We start from the raw sequence: 18,109 nt of genomic DNA on the forward strand, positions 1-18,109 counted from the left end.
CACGCTTGAGGCCGTCGGAGTCGGGGTCGATGCCCACCATCCACACCGGCTCCAGCACCGGGCTACGCTGCAGCTTGGCCAGCAGGTCGGTGCCGATGTTGCCCGGGCCGATCAGGGCGCATTTGATCTTGTTGGTCATCGCTGTTGTTCCTTGTCGGGTCGCGAAAGGTTAAATCAGGCTGCGCACCACACCGCCCTCGACCTTCAGGGCCGCGCCGTGGGTGGCAGATGCAAGAGGGCTGCAGACGTAGGCAACCAGGCTGGCCACCTCAGCAGGTTCGATGAAGCGCTTGAGCAGCGAGGTCGGGCGGGCATGGGCGAAGAAATCCTGCTCGGCCTGCTCCAGGGACACGCCCTGCTCTTGCGCCAGGCGCGAGAAGAAGGTGCCGACGCCTTCCGTGCGGGTCGGGCCGGGGAGCACCGAATTGACGGTGACGCCGGAGCCGACGCAGGTCTCCGCCATGCCCCGGGCCACCGACAGCTGGGCCGATTTGCTCATGCCGTAATGCACCATCTCGGCCGGCGGGCAGATGCCCGACTCGCTGGAGATGAAGACGATGCGTCCCCAATCCCGGGCCTTCATGGCCGGCAGGTAGTGGCGAGAAAGGCGCACGCCGCTCATCACGTTGGTCTCGAAGAAGTTGAACCACTCGATGTCCTGGATCTCTTCGAAGGGCCGCGGATCGAAGATGCCCAAGTTATTGACCAGGATGTCCACGTCGCCGCAGGTGGCGGTGAGGGCCTCGCAGCCGGCCGCGGAGGACAGGTCGGCAGCCACGCCATCGACGCGGGCGCCGGGCACGGCTTCGATCAGTCGCACCACGGCAGCGGACACGCCGGAGCGGCTGCGACCGTTGAGGGTGACGTGGGCGCCTTCGGCTGCAAGGGCGCAGGCGATGGCAAAGCCGATACCTGCGGTGGAGCCGGTGACGAGGGCGCGTTTGCCGGTGAGCTGGAGATCCATGGCGACCTCAGCTAAAACGGACGGAACAGCCGCCGATGCCGCCGATGCTGACACGCAGGCTGTCGCCCGCGGTCACCGGGATCAGCGCCGCCAGGGAGCCGGACAGCACGATGTCGCCGGCCTTGAGCCCGATACCGAGGCGGCCCAGGGTATTGGCCAGCCAGGCCATGGCATTGCAGGGGTGGCCGAGGGCGGCGGCGCCCGAGCCGGTACCGACGATCTCGCCGTTCTTCTCCAGCACCATGCCGCAGGTGGCCAGATCCACCTTGCGCGGATCGACGATGCGGTCGCCGAGCACCAGCACGCCGCAGGAGGCGTTGTCGGCGACGGTGTCCTGGATCTTGATCTTCCAGTCCTTGATGCGGCTGTCCACGATCTCGAAACAGGCCATCACCCCTTCGGTGGCGGCCAGGATGTCGGCGGCGGTGAGGCCGGGCCCCATCAGGTCCTTCTTCATCAGGAAGGCGATCTCGCCTTCGGCCTTGGGCTGAATCAGGGTGCTGGCGGGGATGGCCTCGCCTTCGTTGTACACCATGCCATCCAGCAGCCAGCCGAAGTCGGGCTGATGCACGTTGAGCATGTTCATCACCACCTTCGAGGTCACACCGATCTTCTTGCCCACCACCCGTTCACCGGCGGCCAGCCGGCGGGCAATCATCTGCTGCTGGATCTGGTAGGCGTCCTCGATGGTGATGTCGGGGTGGCGCTCGCTCAGGGGCGTAACGGTTTCGCGCTTGACGAGGGCTTCGTAAAGCTCATCGCCGAGGTGGGTGATCAGGGCCTTGTCCATGGCGGTCTCTCAGGAAAGCGGTTGGGGTTCGTCGGCGGTGGCTTCGGCAAGGAAGTCGCCCACCAGGCGGGCAAAGCGGCCAGCATGTTCTATCTGCGTCCAGTGGCCGCACTGCCCGAAAACATGGAGCTGGGACCGGGGGATCCAGCTGGCCAGGGTCAGGGAGGTCTGCAGGGGGATGACCTTGTCGTCCCGGCCGTGGATCACCAGGGTGTGGTTGGGCAGCGCCCGGATATCGGCCTCGGCGCTGACCATGGCATCCACCCAGCGCTGCCGCGGGGCCGGGAACATGGTGCCGAAGGATTCCTGGAAGCCGGGCCGGATGCTGGCTTCGTAACGCAGGCGGGCCAGCTCGTCATTGACCAGGCTGCGGTCAAAGGCGAACAGGTCGAGCAGGCCGCGCATGGTCTCAATGGAGGGTTGATAACCCCACACCGCATCCAGCGCCGGGGTGATCTCGAAGGGCACGCCAACGCTGCCCATCAGCACCAGACGTCGCACCCTCTCCGGATGACGGATGGCCAGGGCCAGGGCGATGGCGCCGCCGAAGGAGTTGCCCACCAGGTCGGTCCGCTCGATGCCCAGGGCGTCGAGCACACCGATGGCATGGGCAACCCAGCCCTCCACGGAGTGGACATCACCGGGCAGACGCTCGGTGTAGCCGAAGCCTGCCATGTCCGGGGCGATCACCCGGCACGATTGGGCCAGCGCCGGCATCACCAGGCGCCAGTTGGCCCAAGCCGTCACGCCCGGCCCGGAGCCGTGGATCAGCAGCACCGGCGCACCGCTGCCCAGGTCATGGATATTGGTCTGGCGGCCGGCCGCCAGCACGCTGCGGCCGATCTCCGGGGTAGTCGCGATGGCGCTCATCACAGCTTCACGCAGATGTTCTTGAGCTCGGTGTAGAACTCGAGGGAATGCACGCCGCCCTCACGGCCGATGCCCGACTGCTTGGCGCCACCGAAGGGGGTGCGCAGGTCGCGCAGGAACCAGGAGTTGACCCACACCAGGCCCACCTCAAGGCGGCCGGCGACGCGGTGGGCGCGGGTCACGTCCTTGGTCCACACCGATGCGGCGAGACCGTAGTGGGTGTTGTTGGCCCGGCGCACCACCTCTTCCTCGCTGTCGAAGGGCATCACCAGGGTGCAGGGTCCGAAGATCTCCTCCCGGGCGATGGCTGCTTCATCACCCAGGCCGGTCCAGATGGTGGGCTGCACCCAGGCGCCGTCCTTGAGCTCAGCGGGCATGTCGGGCACCCCGCCACCGGTCACCACCGTGGCGCCCTCCTCCACCGCCTTGCGGTAGTAGCCCAGCACCTTCTCCTGGTGCTCCTTCGAAATCAGCGGGCCGAGGCCGGTGTCGGCCTTGTCGGGGTGGCCGATGACCAGCCCTTCCGCCCCCTTCTTCAGCCGAGCCACGAAGGCCTCGAACAGGGGGCGCTCCACATACACCCGCTCGGTACCCAGGCACACCTGGCCGCAGTTGGCAAAACACGAACGCAAGGTGCCTTCGATGGCCGCATCCAGGTCGGCATCGGCAAAGATGATGGCCGGGTTCTTGCCACCCATTTCCAGGGACACCGGACGGGCGCCCTCGGCGGCGGCCTTCATGATGGCTGCGCCGGTGCGGGTCTCGCCGGTGAAGGTGATGGCATTGACGCCCGGGTGGCGGGTCAGGAACTCGCCGGCAGAATCCGGCCCGAAGCCATGCACCACGTTGTACACGCCCCTGGGGATGCCCACGGTGTTCATCACCTCGCCCAGCAGGGTGGCAGTCTGGGGCGTCTCCTCGGAAGGCTTGACCACCACCACGTTGCCACAGGCCAGGGCCGGGCCGACCTTCCAGGTCATCAGCAAGAGGGGCAGGTTCCACGGGCACACCACGCCGACCACGCCCACCGGGCGACGCACCGCGTAGTTGATGGCGCCGCGCCCGTCGGGGGTAGCCATCTCGAAGAACTCACTGGGTACGTTCTTCACCACGTCGGCAAAGATCTTGAAGTTGGCCGCGCCTCGGGGAATATCCAGATGACTGGCCAGGCTGCGCGGCTTGCCGGTGTCCGCCACCTCGGCGGCAAGAAAATCCTCGAAACGCCGGTTGATCTCGTTGGCGACCCCGTAGAGCAGTTCCACGCGATCGGCCACGGTGATACGCCCCCACTCCCCTTCCAGGGCGGCGCGGCCCGCTGCCACGGCGGCCTCCACTTCGGGGCGGCCCGCTTCGCTGACCTGGGCGATGATCTGGTTGTCGAGGGGCGAACGCTTGTCGAACAGGCGCCCGCCGGCCGCCTCGATGAACTCGCCGTTGATGAAGTTCTTGATCCGTTTCATCTCGTGTTCTTCCTTCCGGTGTGAAGAGCTGCCTGATTCATTCGGCGCCGATGGCATCCAGCGCCGCCCGCGCACATTCCTCGTCCTGGGCTTCCGACGCGCCGGACACGCCGATGCCGCCGATGAGCGCGCCCCCTGCCCGGATTGGCAGACCGCCACCGAACACCACCAGCCGGGGACGGGCCGAGAAGCCGAGTTTCATGCCTTCGTCGTGCCCCACCAGCTTCATCCAGTCCTTCGTGGAGAAACCGAAACCAGCGGCGGTGTAGGCCTTGTCGATGGCAATGTCGATGGATTGGAGAAAGGCGCCAGGCATCCGCAGAAAGCCGGCCAGGTTGCCACCACTGTCAGCCACCGCCACGTTGATGCGGACACCGATGCTTTCAGCGCGGGCAACGGCAGCCTCAAGGGCGACACTGACGGCCGCAGCCGAGATGACCTGCTGGGTCACGGCCACCGGCGTCACCGGAGAAATCGTCTTGTCGCTCATGTCTCTCACCCACTTATATATTTTGTAGATGCTACGATATTTACTTCTTATCTCGACGTCAATAACTTTTCTCGAGATTTTTGTCTATGCTCGGAATAAGCCCCTTGGGCTAGAATCCGGGTGATCCCATCCACACCCGTGGACCAAGAACAAGACAGTGGAACCCACACCATGAACGATCTGGCCAATGCCCCGGATCTCGTCAGTGACAGCGACGAACCCAAGACCCTTGCGGAGACGGCTTACCGCCAATTGCGTCGGGACATCATTGAGGGCGTCCATCGTCCTGGGGACAAGCTGCGCGTCGAGCACCTCAAGGATCAGTACGAGGTGGGCGCAGGGACACTGCGTGAAGCCTTGCAGCTACTTGTGACCGATGCCCTCGTGGTTGCCCAGGGTCAGCGCGGCTTTCGCGTCGCCCCCATGTCCCTGGACGACTTTGCCGACATCACCCGAACCCGCGTGCTCCTCGAGACTTCAGCCCTGCAGCAGTCCATCGAATTGGGTGACGACGCCTGGGAAGCGAGTGTGGTCGCCGCCTTCCACATGCTTTCCCGTGCCGAGGACAAGCTTGGCGACGGGTCGAAGGCCAGCCGGGAGGAATGGGAGATGCGCAACCGTGCCTTCCACGAGGCGCTCATCGGCGCCTGCCCCTCACGCTGGATCCGTCACTTTCAGAACATCCTTTACCACCAATCCGAGCGCTACCGCCGGCTGTCCCTGTTCCGCCAGCCCATCCCCCGGGACGTTCACGCCGAACACCAGGCCATCGTCGATGCCGCCCTCGCCCGCAACAGTGCGGAAGCCAGCCGAATCCTCTCCGAGCACATCCTGCGAACCCTTGAGGCAGTGCGCCAGCTACCGGCCGACTTCATCAATTGACACTCCAGGCCCGCCGCCGGCAAAGCAGATCAAAGATAGGTCTAAAGTTATAGAATCGCGCCTCCGTTAGAACTTGGAGGCTTCGACACTCGCGCTGGGTACCCGACCTGCGGACGGCGATGCCCGGAGGAGAACGAACAACAATGAGTGTCCACTTGGTCGGAGACGGCAGGGCGGCATCGGGCATCCGTATCGGCTCGAGCCGGAGCCTCGATCCACAGGAGGCTTCCCGTGAGCTGGCCGCAGCGTTGATGCCCGTCGAGGGTGGTTTGTCCATCGTCTTCGCATCAAGTCGCTATGCCCCCGAAGCCCTCGCGGCCAGCCTGCACGCCGCCTTTGGCGACACCCCCCTGGTAGGTTGCACCACGGCTGGCGAGATCGGCCCTGATGGTTATCAGGACGGAAGCCTCATCGGTGCCTGTTTCGCCCCGGGCGAGATCGACTTCGAGATCGGCCTTCTGGAAGACCTGACGAACACGGACGCAAAGAGCATGGCTCTTTTTGCCCAGGCCTTGCGCAGCAAGCTACAGGCTCGCCTGGGTGGCCTCGAAAATCAACGCTGCTTTGCTTTCATGCTGGTTGACGGTCTTTCGTCGCGGGAGGAGTGCGTGGCCCGCGCCTTCCACGACGGGTTGGGCGGGATTCCACTCACGGGAGGCTCGGCCGGAGATGAGCTCAGCTTCATCGACACCCGGGTGATCTTCAGGGGACGCCTGGTGCGCGATGCCGCGGTATTGCTGATGGCCTCGACGGAGCGCGCTTTCTCGCTGTTCAAGACTCAGCACTTCAGCCCCACCGAGACACGCCTTGTTGTTACCGACGCGGTGCCTGAAAAGCGCATCGTGACAGAGATCAATGGGTGCCCTGCCGCCCCGGAATACGCCCGCGCTTTGGGCATCGACCCCTCTACCCTGAGCCCGGATGTCTTTGCGGCCCATCCGGTGGTGGTGCGCATCGGCAATTCCGATTTTGTGCGCTCCATACAGCGCGTCAACCCGGACGGCAGCCTGAGTTTCTTCTGCGCGATTGACCGGGGTATCGTCTTCCGTATGGCTCGCGGCGAGGACATCGTGGCCAATCTGGAGACCACCCTGGCGAATGCAACGGAGGCGGTGGGTGAAGTGGAATTGATCCTTGGCTGCGACTGCATCTTGCGTCTGCTCGAATGCCGCGCCTTGAACATTGTCGACACTGTCGGGGCGCGGATGGCCACGAGCCGGGTGATCGGCTTCAATACCTTTGGAGAACAGTATCGGGGAATGCATATCAACCAGACATTCACCGGAATCGCATTTGGCGGACGAGTTACAGCACCATGAGCGTACTGGGTGAAATCCGCTGCGACAGCCACGACCTCAAAGGTCTGCAGGAAGAGGTTCTCCGCCGCGACAAGATCATTGATGCCCTGGTCTATCAGGTGGAGCGCAGCCTCAACGATCAGGGGCGCGACTACGGTCTGCTGCAGACGACCGCGGTGCTCGAAGAGCAGATCCGTCAACGCACTGAAGAACTGACTGCGGCCCTCGAGGCGCTCGGTGAGGTTTCGGCACGCGCAACCGCCGCACGTCTGCAGCTCGAAACAGCCGTGGACAACATCTCCGACGGATTCGCGCTGTTTGATCCTGAAGATCGGCTGCTCTTATGCAACGAGGCCTTCCGTCAGCTCGACCGCCTTGCCAGCAATGCGGGAAGCCGTCCACTGGGTAACGTACTGGCCGAAACCGCCAGCCACGACTCTGCCGCCGGCAGGACCCTTCTCCCCACCTTGATCGCGGAACGCGGACAAGACGGGCGCTGCGAGATGCAACTGCCTTCCGGTCAGGCCCTGCAGATACGCGAACACCGCATGGCAGACGGCTGTCTGGTGGGCATCTATTCGGACGTCACCGACCTCAAGGCGGAAGAGGCCCGCCTGCGCCAGCGCGAGCTGGCCCACAAGTCGCGCTTGTTGCAATCCACCCTCGACACCATCGACCATGGTATTGCCGTGTTCGATGCGGACTACCTGCTGGTGGCCTGGAACCTTCGCTATTTCGAACTGCTGGCATTGCCTCTGGATCTGGCCCAGGCGGGGACCCCACTGGATGCCCTGCTCAAGGTGAGCCCGACCATGGCGCGCCTGAGCCCTCCGCAGTTAGGCCCCCTGGCCCGCATCAGTCGCTTCGAGGAAGCCCAGCCTGCAGGGCTGGTCCTGGAGCTGGCGCGCTTCCCGATGCCCGATGGCGGTTTTGTGATCAGCGCCAGTGACATCACCTCCCTCAAGGCAGGCGAAGAACGTATCCGCCATCTGCTGGGCCAGCAAAGGGCGATCTTTGACAACGCCCACGTGGGGATCATCCTGGCTGACGACCGCAAGATGGTCGATGTGAACACGCGCATGGCCGAGATCTTTGGCTACGACTCCCCTGCCGAGATGATCGGCCAGCTCACCGAAATCCTCTACCCCAGCCGAGAGGAGTACCTCAGCGTGGGGGGACGGATCTACAGCGAGCTGGCCCGCTGCGGCTACAGCGAAGGCGACACCCGCATGGTGCGCAAGGACGGCAGCCCCTTGTGGATTCGCCTGTCGGGCCGCCCCCTGGACGCCAGCGAACCGCTCGCCGGCTCGATCTGGGTGTTCACCGATATCACCCCCCAACGGGAACAGCAGGCCCAGCTAGAACTCGCCCAGCTCGTTTTCAACCATAGCAACGAAGCCCTGATGGTTACCGATAGCAACAATCGTATCGAGAGCATCAATACGGCCTTTACCACCATCACGGGCTACTCCGCCGCCGAAGCCGTCGGCCAGACACCGGCCATGCTCAAGTCCGGTCAGCACGAAGCGGCGTTCTACCAGGCAATGTGGGAAACCCTTGAGCAGGAGGACCGCTGGGAAGGCGAGATCATCGACCGCCACAAGAGTGGCCGCCTCTACCCCAAGTGGCTCACCATCCGCGTGGTGCGCCAGCCGGACCGGCAGGTGGCCCACTACGTGGCAGCCTTCAGCGACATCAGCGTGCGCAAGGCCGCCGAGGAGAAAATCCAGTATCTGGCCCACCACGATGCCCTGACCGGACTTCCCAACCGGATTCTGCTGCGTGATCGGTTCGAACAGATGTATCAAAGGGTCAGCCGCGGGCACCGCGCCCTGGCCATGTACTTCCTCGACCTGGACCACTTCAAGCGCATCAACGACACCCTCGGCCATGGCATCGGTGACGAGCTGCTGATCGCAGCGACCCGCCGCCTTGCCAGTTGTCTGCGCAAGAGCGACACCATCAGCCGCCTGGGAGGTGACGAATTCATCATTCTGGTCGAAGGCAACGAGTCCATCCGCTTCTTCGCCGACATCGCCGAGAAGATCTGCCGTGCACTCGAAGCGCCCTTCGAACTCAACGGTCAGGCGCTCACGTCGACCGGCACCTTGGGGATTGCCGTGGCCCCGGTGGACGGAACCGATTTCGACACGCTGATGAAGAAGGCCGATATGGCGATGTATCACGCCAAGGGTCTGGGAAGGGGCTCCTTCAGCTTCTTTGACGCACGCATGAACAAGGACTCGGCAGATCGCCTGGCCCTCACCACCCACTTGCGCCATGCCTTGTCGGCCGGTGAACTGCGCCTCGTATACCAACCCCAATTCGCCCTCAACGATGGCCGCATGATCGGGGTGGAATCCCTGATGCGCTGGCGTTCACACCATGCAGGCGAGATCAGCCCGGGGCAGTTCATCCCCCTTGCGGAAGAAACCGGCCTGATCGTGCCCATGGGCGAATGGGCGCTGCACGAATCCTGCCGCATGGCGCGGGCCCTCAGCGACGCGGGTCGCCCGCTGCGCATTGCCGTCAATGTGTCGGCCGTGCAGATCCACAAGGATGATTTTGGAAGCACCCTGGCCGCGGTGCTGCGTGACACCGGTGCCATGCCCTCCTGCATTGAGCTGGAACTGACCGAGTCCACGCTGATGACCGACGCGGCGCGCTTCATCGAACTGATCGCCAGCGTGCGCGCCCTGGGAATCTCGGTGGCCATCGATGATTTCGGCACCGGCTATTCGAGCCTGGCCTATCTGAAGCGATTCCAGGTGAGCAAGCTCAAGGTGGATCGCTCTTTCGTGCAGGACATCACCGACGACGAGGAAGACCGCGCGATCGCAGATGCCATCGTGAGGATGGGCCAGTCGCTGAAACTCCGGGTCATCGCCGAAGGGGTGGAAACCCAGGCCCAGCTGGACTACCTCAAGGGCATCGGCTGCCACGAAGCCCAAGGCTTCCTGCTCAGCCGGCCCGTCGAGGCAGCAGCCCTGCTGGACATGCTGACGGACCGGATGCCAACACACTGACTGTGCCAGGCGACCGGCCCGCAAGGCCCTTCAGGACACCACGGTCAGGAAACGCTCGTTGAGTTTGCGGTCGTGGTAGAACACGCCGGTCCCCACCTCTTCCCAGGTCCAGGTGATGGGCGCGTAGTCCGGATAGGGCTGGTAGCCGCCGCAGAAGGTCTCGAAGCGGTTGCCCGACGGATCGAAGGCGTAGATGGTGGTGCCGCGGGTCACACCATGGCGGGTCGGGCCGATGTCGATGGACACCTTGTTCATGGACATGATGTCGGCGGCACGCAGCACCTTCTCCCAGGTGTCCAGCAGGAAGGACACGTGGTGCAGCTTGCCCGGCTCCGGGTGACGCACCAGGGCAACGTCATGGGCCTTGTGGGAGCAGGACAGCCAGATGGCCAGATCGGTCTTGCCGTCTTCCATCAGTACCCGCTCCACCAGGTAGAAGCCGAGCACGTCCTCGAACAGCTTCTGCACCTTCTCGATGTCCGGGCCGTACAGTAGGGCATGGTCCAGGCGTACCGGGGCAATGCCGCGCTCGGCGTCGGGGGTCCAGGGATCCGGGTTGACGTAGGCCATGCCATTGCCCACGTCGGTCTTTTCGGCATAGAGCTCGATGGCGTGGCCCGAGGGGATCATGAAGCGTACGCGCTCGCCGGTTTCAAGGAGCTCACCCGCCGGAATGCGCTCGGTGCTCACGCCGTAGGCCTTCAGGTCGGCATCAAGCTTTTCGAGGGTGGCCTTGTCGGCGACCTTGAAGGCAAAGAAATCCATGCCGGCCGAGTCAGCTTCGCGCAGGATCAGGCTGTTGTGGTCACGCTCGTCCCAGGCCTTGAAGTACACCCGGCCCTGGGCATCACGGCCGGTTTCCAGCAGGCCGAGGACATTCTTGTAGTGATTGACACCTTCTTCCAGGTCCAGCACACGTAGCTGCATGTGGCCGGGCCGCATTACACCAGTAACTGCCATGTTCTTGTCTCCTCTTTATTGTCGGATGTCCGCCTCGCCCGGTCGTACCCCTGACGGCGAGTGCTAGTACCTATGTTAAACAGCCTTCTCGATAAGTCAAACTTTTCTCGAGATTTTTACTTTCTATCCTGAAGCCGACGCGTCATCTAGGCGTGCCGCAGGGGCACTCCCCCGATGGCGGGCCTGCCTATACCCGCTTGAACAGCGGGCTCCGCACCTGCTGGGCATCGGCAGCCGAAAAGAACTTTTCCGTATAGATATCGTTCTCGAACAAACGCCCCTGCATCAGCGTTGAAATACAGGCGTCGATCATCATGGGAGGGCCGCACAGGTAGGCCTTGTGACCACGGAAATCGTTGTCAAAATGGGCCTTTGCCGCATCGTGCACATAGCCGCGGAAGCCTTGCCAGTCCGAGTCCGCCGCTTCGTCCGACAGGGCCGGCACGTAGCGGAAGTTGGGGTGACGTTCGGCCAGGGCCAGAAACTCGTCGTGATAATAGAGTTCAGCCCGGCTACGCTGCCCGTACACCAGGGTGATGGGCAGATCAAAGCCCTCCCCGAGCAGATCGAGGATCATGCTGCGCGGGCTGGACAGGCCGGAGCCCCCTGCCATGAAGATCAGCGGCACCTTTGCCGATTTCCGCACGAAGAACCGCCCGTAGGGGCCGGAAAAGCTCAGCCGGTCGCCAACGGAGAGCGTTTCATGTAGATAGCCCGTCCCGACGCCGCCCGGCACGATGCGCACGTTCAGCTCCACCTCGCGTCCGCCCCCTGGCGCATTGGCCAGGGAGAAGGCGCGGCTGATGCCCAGACCGGGAATCTCCAGGTTGATGTACTGGCCGGCCTGAAAGTGGATCGCCTCGTCCAGGGTGATGAAAATGCCCTTGATAGTCGGAGTGAGTATCTCGATGCGGGTAACGGTGCCGGGGAAATCCTTCACCGGGATCGACTCGGCATCGGGCTCCTCATCGATCTCCGCTTCAATGGTCACGTCGGACTCCAGCCGCGCACAGCAGGCCAGGGTCTTGCCTTCGGTGCGCTCGAAGTCCATCAGCGCAAAGCTGGAAGCCTCGCCGTGGTCCACATCCCCGTCCACCACCTGCACCTTGCAGGTGGCGCACAGGCCGTGGCAGCAGGCGTGGGGCAGCCAGATGCCGGCGCGCAGGGAGGCGTCGAGGATGGTCTGGCCCTCCTCGACCTCAATGGTCTGGCCAAGGGGTTCGATGGTCAGTTCGTAGGACATGCTCAGCTCGCCGAACCCTTGATGCCATTCAGATCCGGCGTCTGGAAGCGCAGCACGTCCTTGTGCTTGAGGCCAAGTTCGGCCAGGGTCTTGTCGAAATCTGCCCGCCATGGCTGCCCGGACTTGAGCCATTCGACCTTGCTCCAGTCGATCCGGGCAAAGTCCGGGTGGTAGCCGAAGACGCCCGGCAACACCTTTTCGATGATGTCACCGAGACGCATGGCCGGCGGCAAGGGCAGGCAGAAGGGGGCACAGAACATCAGGTGCTTGTCCCACCCGATGTAAAGTAGCTGATTGCCGTGAAAATTTTCGAGCCGGTCGGCGGACTCGAACGCATATTCCTTGATGGCAGCAACGCCCATGGTTGTCTCCTTGTTCTTTCTTGTCTTAACGGGCAGCCGGCCAGGCCGGCCGCCCCATCGAAACGATCAGGTGTTCTTCGTGGCCATGCCGCGCCAGGCGTCGAAGTTCTTCTGGTCTTCCGAGCCCTCGAAGTCCAGGTTGTCGCGACCAAAGTTGAGGTGGTAGTAGTCGAGCACCGCAGCCAGCGGGTCGAAGCCCTCGGCGGTGGGGTCAACCCCCTCGTTGAAGCAATTGCCCTGATAGATCTGGTGCACCGGCAGCCAGGACTGGATGTACTTCTCGGGCTCGTGCTCGAAGATCTCTTTGCAGCCGTCGGAACAGAAGTGGTACTTGTTGCCCTTGTAGTCCACCTCCCGGTAGCAGATCTGGGTCGGGTCGCCGGGCTCGGTGAAGATCATCGGGATCTGGCAGGTCTGACACAGCATGGGCAGCGTCTTGTTGTAGAAGCGATTGCCCTTCTTGGCCTCCTCGCGCCAGTACTCAAGGCGCGGCCGGTAGTACTTGTCGAAGCTGTTGGGGTATTTCTGGGACAGCCAGTCCATCTCGTCGTCGGTGGGAATCCAGGTGTGGAAGTTGCACGCGGCGGCGTAGTTGTAGAAGGTCGCCCAGGCCTGGTGGGAGATGTGATCCTTGTCCTGCTCGATCTGGTCGAGCCACTTGGGCGGGCGGATGCCGTAGCGGGCCAGGTCCTTGAACAGGGCGCCACCGTTCTCCTCGAAGTAGACCTCCCAGGCCTCCTTCCAGCTCATGATGCGCTTGGGCAGCATGTAGTCCATCATCATGCCGACCAGGGTCAGCACGCGGTAGCCACGCCAGGTCCACTTGTCGATCCACTGCTGCACGATGGGCAGGTTGTCCGGATCCTGTTCCAGGATGAACTTGATCACCTCCAGACCCAGGGTCATGTGACGGGCCTCGTCGGATTGGGCCGAGAAGCCGAAGGTCATGGTGCCCATGTCGCCGTTGTAGGCTGCCCCCGAAACGAAGGGCACGAACAGCAGGTTGGTCAGCACGTACTCGAAGCTGAAACCGATGGCCACCATGAACTCGAAGGGGCCGGCGGTGATGGCGTCGTCGAAGAAGGAGCGTGGCACCGACAGGTACCAGACGCGCTCGAGCATGTGGCGATACTCGTGGAAACCGTTGTAGTACTTGTTGTAGTTGGACAGGGAATGGATCTGCGTCTGGGCGTGGCGGATCTCGTCCAGGGACTGCATCAGGCAGGCCACCCGCGGGCCGACGCCGGGGAACTGCCGGCCGGCGTGGGCAAAGCCCCGGTGGGCCATGTACTCGAGCGGGCTGATGCCGTTGAGGAAGAGTTTCACCGCGTTGATGTAGCGGGCGTCCGTCACCGACAGGTGGCCGTTGTTCTGGGCGTAGGCGTCGATGATGGCGTAGAGCTTGCGCTCCTTCTCGGCCTGATACTTCCAGTACGCGTCCATGGTCAGGCGGAACGGATCCTCCCACTTGTCCCAGTCATGGATCTTGATGCCTTCGTACTTGGCGTAGGGGAAGACCTCGTCCATCGACTGATAGGTGGTCTCCCAGCCCAGGCCGCGGGTCATGTGCTGGTACTTTTCCTTGAGGCCCAGCTTCTTCTTGCTGACTTTCATGTCCATTGTCGTGTCTCCTTGGCGCGATCAGGTGTTCCAGCTCAGGGTCAGTTCGTCGTCGGTCTCGTCGACGTGGCCGGTGAGGGAAATCAGGTTGATGTGCAGTTCCTGCAGGTCGAAATCACGGCCGATCAGGTCCTCGATGCTCGAGCGGCGCACCACCAGGGAACCCTCCGCATCGATCTTCACCATGGCCGGCTGCTCGTTGGCGATGGCGTGGGGGTTGTCGGCCAGGATGGCCTGGATGATCGAGCGGGTGTCGTCGTTGGTTTGCAGGGCAATGAATACCTTGGACATCGGGTTTCCTTCTCAGAGGGTGACGCCGGCCTTGGCCAGGCGGGCGTTGAACTGGCTCACCACTTCGCTGGTGAGGGAATCGGCCTGGTTGCCCAGTGCCAGTTGCGCCACGGGCATCAGCGCGGAGGCGGCACGGTCGCGCCAGTGGGTGATCCACTTTTCGAGTAGTGCCTTGTTCTCCGGCGACTCGGCGGCGGCCGTCTTGACCGTGGCATCCACCCACTTGCGGGTCTCGCTGTACCAGTCGGTCATGAACTGGGTGAGCATGGCGATGGGAGTGCCCCCCTGGGAGGCGAGCACGTCATCGACAATGGTTTCGTACACCAGCGGGTAGAGCAGGCCGTCGAGGGCCACCATCTGGGCCACGAAGAGCTCCAGCGGGTCCTTCAAGACGAAGCTGTCTTCCACGTAGCGGCGCAGCCCCTGCCAGGCCTCCCCTTCCATCCAGCTCTTCTTGGCTTCATCCAGCACGGACGGATCGTCGCCCAGCAGCAGGCCTACCCGGGTGAGGTACTGGGCAATGCCCAACTGGTCCATGGAGTGATACAGGCAAGGCTGGGTCAGCGCCGTGCCGTAGCCGTAAGCGGTGATGAAGGCGCCGTTCATGTTGCCGCCCCAGGCCACGTGGCGCAGGGGGAGCAGGAGCTTCAGCACGGTGTCCTTCAACGCGTCCGGCAGGCTGTCGGCTAGGCCGCGGCCTTCAACGAAGTCGAAGTTGGATTCGGCAGTCTCCTGCTGCTTGGCGCGGGCCAGGGTGTAGGCGCCGTAGTAGAACTGACGCGGATCCTTGAAGGCGTACCAGTCCACCATGCGGATGGCGCTGCGGGATGCATCGAAGATCTCGTGGTCCGGATCCCAGGTGGGGCGGTAGTGGAAGTTGTGGGTGGCCTGGACATCCAGCGTGCCCTCCTGGTAGCGCGTCGCCGCCTTGTCCGGACCGATACGCCGGGCAATGTGGTCGAAGGTCTGCCGCAGGGGCTTGATGGATACCGTGCGCAGGTCGATCTGCATGTGTCTCTCCTCCTGTGTTGTTGTGCTGTGCTGCGGGTGCCGGGCGCGGTGCGCCCGCTCACCGGAAACGTTGATGAGTGGCCTCGCGGAGGCTCCAGTTGAAATCGTCGTCGCCCTCGGCAGGGCGCTCCCCTTCCAGCAGGATCACCCGGTTGGTCAGGCAGAACTCCTCGTAAGCGGCCGCCGGGAGCAGCATCTCCACGAACAGGGCCGGGTCGGAGATCGAGAACTCGAACTCCACCAGTCCGTCGGGGCGCCGCTCCACCAGACGCACGTACTTGCGACTCACATCCACGGGCGGCGGGCTTGTCGGATCGATCATCTTTTTCTCGCTGGGCTGTGGAAGTGTCCAACTCCTATACAAGGGCCGTGCCCGTATTCACAAACCGCTGATTCGAAAGAGAGAAATGAAACTTTTCTCGAGATTTTTCCAAGCAGGGGATTTTATGAGTTCATCAATTGATCAAATGCTGCGATGCAGCTTGATGATCTGGTCAAGCCCTCCCCGTGACCGCCCTGGATTTCAATGCGCCCGCGAGCCGGTAGGCCCGTGCAGTGGTGCGGGAGTACACTTGCAGGCCCGTGCCCGCCCGAAGACAAGCGCATGAACGAAACCGCCGCCCGCCATGTCACCCTGGTCCGTGCCTTTGAGACCGCCGCACCATCCGACGCCACCTGGACTGCCGCCGACGCCGCCTGGGCCAGCCGGGCCGCAGCCGAAGTGGTGGGCGAAGGCGCCGACGCCGACCGTTTCCTTGCCCGCCGTGGCCAGCTCGCAGTGGAAAGGCTGGGTGATCGGGTCAAGGCCTTCAAGCGTCTGGCGAGCAGGCGCAACTGGCGGCCCTGGGTGGGCAGTGTGCTGGTGGCCCTGTCCTTCGCCCTGGGCGTGCTGATGGATGCCGTGGGCCCGACCCGCTACGTGAATCTGCTGGCCTTCCCCCTGCTCGGGCTGATCGTCTGGAACCTGCTGGTGTATCTGGGCATCCTGGTGCACGGGATCACCGACCCCTTCCGCAGCAAAAGACCGGGAAAGGGCTTGCTGCGGCGTGCGGTGGCACGCCTGGGTGGCGCGCTCCACGAGGGTATCCCCGATGGCCAGGGCACGCCCGGCACCCGTTTCCGCGCCGAGTGGGCACGGGTTTCAGCCCCGCTCACAGCCCGCCGGGTAGGGCGGGTGCTGCACCTTGGCGCCATGGCCTTTGCCCTGGGCGCCATCGCCGCCCTCTACATTCGCGGGCTGGTACTGCACTTCCAGGCCGGGTGGGAAAGCACCTTTCTCGACGCCAGCCAGGTGCACCAGGCCCTCAGCCTGCTCCTCGGCCCGGCCTCGTCCCTCACCGGCCTGCCCATCCCCGACGCTGCCCACCTGGAGACCCTGCGCCTCCCCGACAACCCGGGCGAGAACGCCGCACCGTGGATCCACCTTTTTGCCGCCACCCTGGTCCTGACCGTGGTGCTGCCCCGGGCCATACTGGCCCTGCTCAGCGGCTTTGCCGCCCGGCACCTGGAGCGGCACTTTCCCCTGCCCCTGACGGACAGCTACTTCCAGGGCCTGCAGCGCAGCTACACCGGCCAGGGTGCCCACCTGCACCTGGTGCCCTACAGCTACGAACTCTCCCCGGCCACCGCCCTGCAGCTCAAGGAGGCCATCGTCAGCGCCTTCGGCCCACGCGCCACCCTGCGCCTGAGCCCGCCCGTCGCCTTCGGCGAGGAAGACACCCTGCCGGCCAGCGCGGCGCCCGGCGAGGGCACAACCCTCGCCGTGGCCCTGTTCAGTCTGGCCGCCACCCCCGAGGACGAGAACCACGGCAGCTTCCTCACCGCCCTCGCCGCCACCCTGCCCCCGGGCACGCCCCTGGCCGCCCTGGTGGACGAAGGCAGCTTCCTTGCCCGCTTTGCCGGCCAGCCCGAGCGTCTGGAAGAGCGCCGCCGCACGTGGACGCGCCTGTTCGAGAAGCACGCCATCGAACCGGCCTTCGTCAATCTCGATGCGGCCCCCGCCGGCGTGGCCGACAGCCTCACCCGACTCATCGACCTCTCCGCCCGCAAGGAAGCCGCCCGGTGACCCTTCAGCCCACCACGATCCAGCTCAGCCTCGTCTCCCACACCAACACCGGCAAGACCACCCTGGCCCGCAGCCTCATCGGCCGCGACGTGGGGGAGATCCGCGACGAAGCCCACGTCACCGCCCTGGCCGAATGCCACCGCATGATCGAAAGCGCCGACGGCCATGTGCTCAATCTGTGGGATACACCGGGTTTTGGCGACAGCGCCCGCCTCATCAAGCGCCTCCGCCTGCAGGGCAACCCGGTGGGATGGCTGCTCTCCGAGGTGTGGGACCGCTGGCGCGACCGCCCCTTTTGGTCCAGCCAGCAGGCCATCCGCAACGTGCGCGAACAGGCCGACGTGGTGCTCTACCTGGTCAATGCTTCAGAGAAGCCCGGCGAGGCCGGCTATGTGGCCCCCGAAATGGAGATCCTGGCCTGGATCGGCAAACCGGTGCTGGTCCTGCTCAACCAGCTCGGCGAACCCCGCCCCGGCGACCAGGATGCCGCCGACGAAGCCCTGTGGCGCCGCCACCTGACGCCCTACCCCTTCGTGCGCCAGATCCTGCCCCTGGATGCCTTTGCGCGCTGCTGGGTGCAGGAGTTCGCCCTCTTCGACGCCGTCGCCCCCTGCCTGCCCGAGGCCAGCCAGCCCGCCTTCGCTCAGCTCGCCGGGGCCTGGCGCCAGCGCCGCCTGGACACCTTCCACGCCGCCATGGCCAGCCTGGCCGACTTCCTCAACCGGGCCGCCAGCGACAGCGAAGCCCTGCCCGAGGCCGGCCTCGGCAGCACCCTTC

17 protein-coding genes and 1 pseudogene are annotated in these 18,109 nt (G+C 64.2%); 5 read left to right on the forward strand and 13 right to left on the reverse strand.

Annotation, left to right across the window (positions count from 1 at the left end; all coding sequences use genetic code 11):
* From J0L98_RS17885 to J0L98_RS17910, 6 genes and pseudogenes are all read right to left on the reverse strand, one after another.
* A pseudogene (locus J0L98_RS17885) lies at positions 1-139 on the reverse strand (acetaldehyde dehydrogenase (acetylating)); the annotation flags it as partial.
* A gap of 30 nt (positions 140-169) precedes the next feature.
* The gene (locus J0L98_RS17890) at positions 170-964 is read right to left on the reverse strand and encodes an SDR family oxidoreductase (protein ID WP_296413236.1); all 795 of its coding nucleotides are present in this window, start codon (positions 962-964) and stop codon (positions 170-172) included.
* Between the two features lie 7 nt (positions 965-971).
* Positions 972-1,754: a 2-oxopent-4-enoate hydratase gene (gene dmpE / locus J0L98_RS17895; protein ID WP_296413237.1), complete on the reverse strand. Its 783-nt coding sequence runs from the start codon at positions 1,752-1,754 to the stop codon at positions 972-974.
* Positions 1,755-1,763: 9 nt separating this feature from the next.
* Positions 1,764-2,624, reverse strand: a complete 861-nt coding sequence (locus J0L98_RS17900; RefSeq protein WP_296413238.1) for an alpha/beta hydrolase — start codon at positions 2,622-2,624, stop codon at positions 1,764-1,766.
* Positions 2,624-4,084, reverse strand: coding sequence for a 2-hydroxymuconic semialdehyde dehydrogenase (locus J0L98_RS17905; protein WP_296413239.1), 1,461 nt, complete (start codon positions 4,082-4,084; stop codon positions 2,624-2,626). Before J0L98_RS17905 ends, J0L98_RS17900 begins: the two co-directional genes overlap by 1 nt.
* Positions 4,085-4,121: 37 nt before the next feature.
* Positions 4,122-4,574, reverse strand: a complete 453-nt coding sequence (locus tag J0L98_RS17910; protein WP_296413240.1) for a heme-binding protein — start codon at positions 4,572-4,574, stop codon at positions 4,122-4,124.
* A 171-nt stretch (positions 4,575-4,745) separates the two neighbouring features.
* Between J0L98_RS17910 and J0L98_RS17915 the strand changes: the two genes are divergently transcribed.
* The 3 genes from J0L98_RS17915 (at position 4,746) to J0L98_RS17925 (ending at position 9,780) form a co-directional block, all read left to right on the forward strand.
* Complete coding sequence (locus J0L98_RS17915) at positions 4,746-5,456, forward strand: FCD domain-containing protein (RefSeq protein ID WP_296413259.1); 711 nt, start codon at positions 4,746-4,748, stop codon at positions 5,454-5,456.
* A 143-nt stretch (positions 5,457-5,599) separates the two neighbouring features.
* Positions 5,600-6,775, forward strand: a complete 1,176-nt coding sequence (locus J0L98_RS17920; RefSeq protein ID WP_296413242.1) for an FIST N-terminal domain-containing protein — start codon at positions 5,600-5,602, stop codon at positions 6,773-6,775.
* Positions 6,772-9,780, forward strand: a complete 3,009-nt coding sequence (locus J0L98_RS17925; RefSeq protein WP_296413243.1) for an EAL domain-containing protein — start codon at positions 6,772-6,774, stop codon at positions 9,778-9,780. Before J0L98_RS17920 ends, J0L98_RS17925 begins: the two co-directional genes overlap by 4 nt.
* A 30-nt stretch (positions 9,781-9,810) precedes the next feature.
* Here the strand turns inward: J0L98_RS17925 and J0L98_RS17930 are convergent, their stop codons facing one another.
* The 7 genes from J0L98_RS17930 to J0L98_RS17960 form a co-directional block, all read right to left on the reverse strand.
* Positions 9,811-10,740, reverse strand: coding sequence for a catechol 2,3-dioxygenase (locus tag J0L98_RS17930; protein ID WP_296413244.1), 930 nt, complete (start codon positions 10,738-10,740; stop codon positions 9,811-9,813).
* Positions 10,741-10,927: 187 nt separating this feature from the next.
* A complete protein-coding gene (locus J0L98_RS17935) occupies positions 10,928-11,983 on the reverse strand; it encodes a phenol 2-monooxygenase domain-containing protein (protein ID WP_296413247.1) in 1,056 nt (351 codons plus the stop codon).
* A 2-nt stretch (positions 11,984-11,985) separates the two neighbouring features.
* Positions 11,986-12,345, reverse strand: a complete 360-nt coding sequence (locus tag J0L98_RS17940; RefSeq protein ID WP_296413249.1) for a phenol hydroxylase subunit P4 — start codon at positions 12,343-12,345, stop codon at positions 11,986-11,988.
* Between the two features lie 66 nt (positions 12,346-12,411).
* Positions 12,412-13,965, reverse strand: a complete 1,554-nt coding sequence (locus J0L98_RS17945) for an aromatic/alkene/methane monooxygenase hydroxylase/oxygenase subunit alpha (RefSeq protein ID WP_296413251.1) — start codon at positions 13,963-13,965, stop codon at positions 12,412-12,414.
* A 21-nt stretch (positions 13,966-13,986) separates the two neighbouring features.
* Entirely contained in the window at positions 13,987-14,256 is a 270-nt protein-coding gene (locus tag J0L98_RS17950; RefSeq protein WP_296413253.1) for an MmoB/DmpM family protein, read from the reverse strand.
* Between the two features lie 12 nt (positions 14,257-14,268).
* The gene (locus J0L98_RS17955; protein WP_296413254.1) at positions 14,269-15,267 is read right to left on the reverse strand and encodes an aromatic/alkene monooxygenase hydroxylase subunit beta; all 999 of its coding nucleotides are present in this window, start codon (positions 15,265-15,267) and stop codon (positions 14,269-14,271) included.
* Positions 15,268-15,325: 58 nt separating this feature from the next.
* Positions 15,326-15,589 carry a phenol hydroxylase subunit gene (locus J0L98_RS17960; protein ID WP_296413255.1) on the reverse strand — a complete coding sequence of 88 codons (264 nt, stop codon included), beginning with the start codon at positions 15,587-15,589 and terminating at the stop codon, positions 15,326-15,328.
* A gap of 282 nt (positions 15,590-15,871) precedes the next feature.
* Here J0L98_RS17960 and J0L98_RS17965 point away from each other — a divergent pair, with 282 nt between their 5' ends.
* Together J0L98_RS17965 and J0L98_RS17970 are read left to right on the forward strand one after the other, a co-directional pair.
* Complete coding sequence (locus tag J0L98_RS17965; protein ID WP_296413256.1) at positions 15,872-17,332, forward strand: DUF2868 domain-containing protein; 1,461 nt, start codon at positions 15,872-15,874, stop codon at positions 17,330-17,332.
* A partial coding sequence (locus J0L98_RS17970) for a GTPase domain-containing protein (protein WP_296413257.1) occupies positions 17,329-18,109 on the forward strand: 781 nt, incomplete at its 3' end. The genes J0L98_RS17965 and J0L98_RS17970, both read left to right, overlap by 4 nt.

Source organism: Zoogloea sp., from assembly GCF_017302315.1.
Taxonomy (GTDB): Bacteria; Pseudomonadota; Gammaproteobacteria; order Burkholderiales; family Rhodocyclaceae; genus Zoogloea.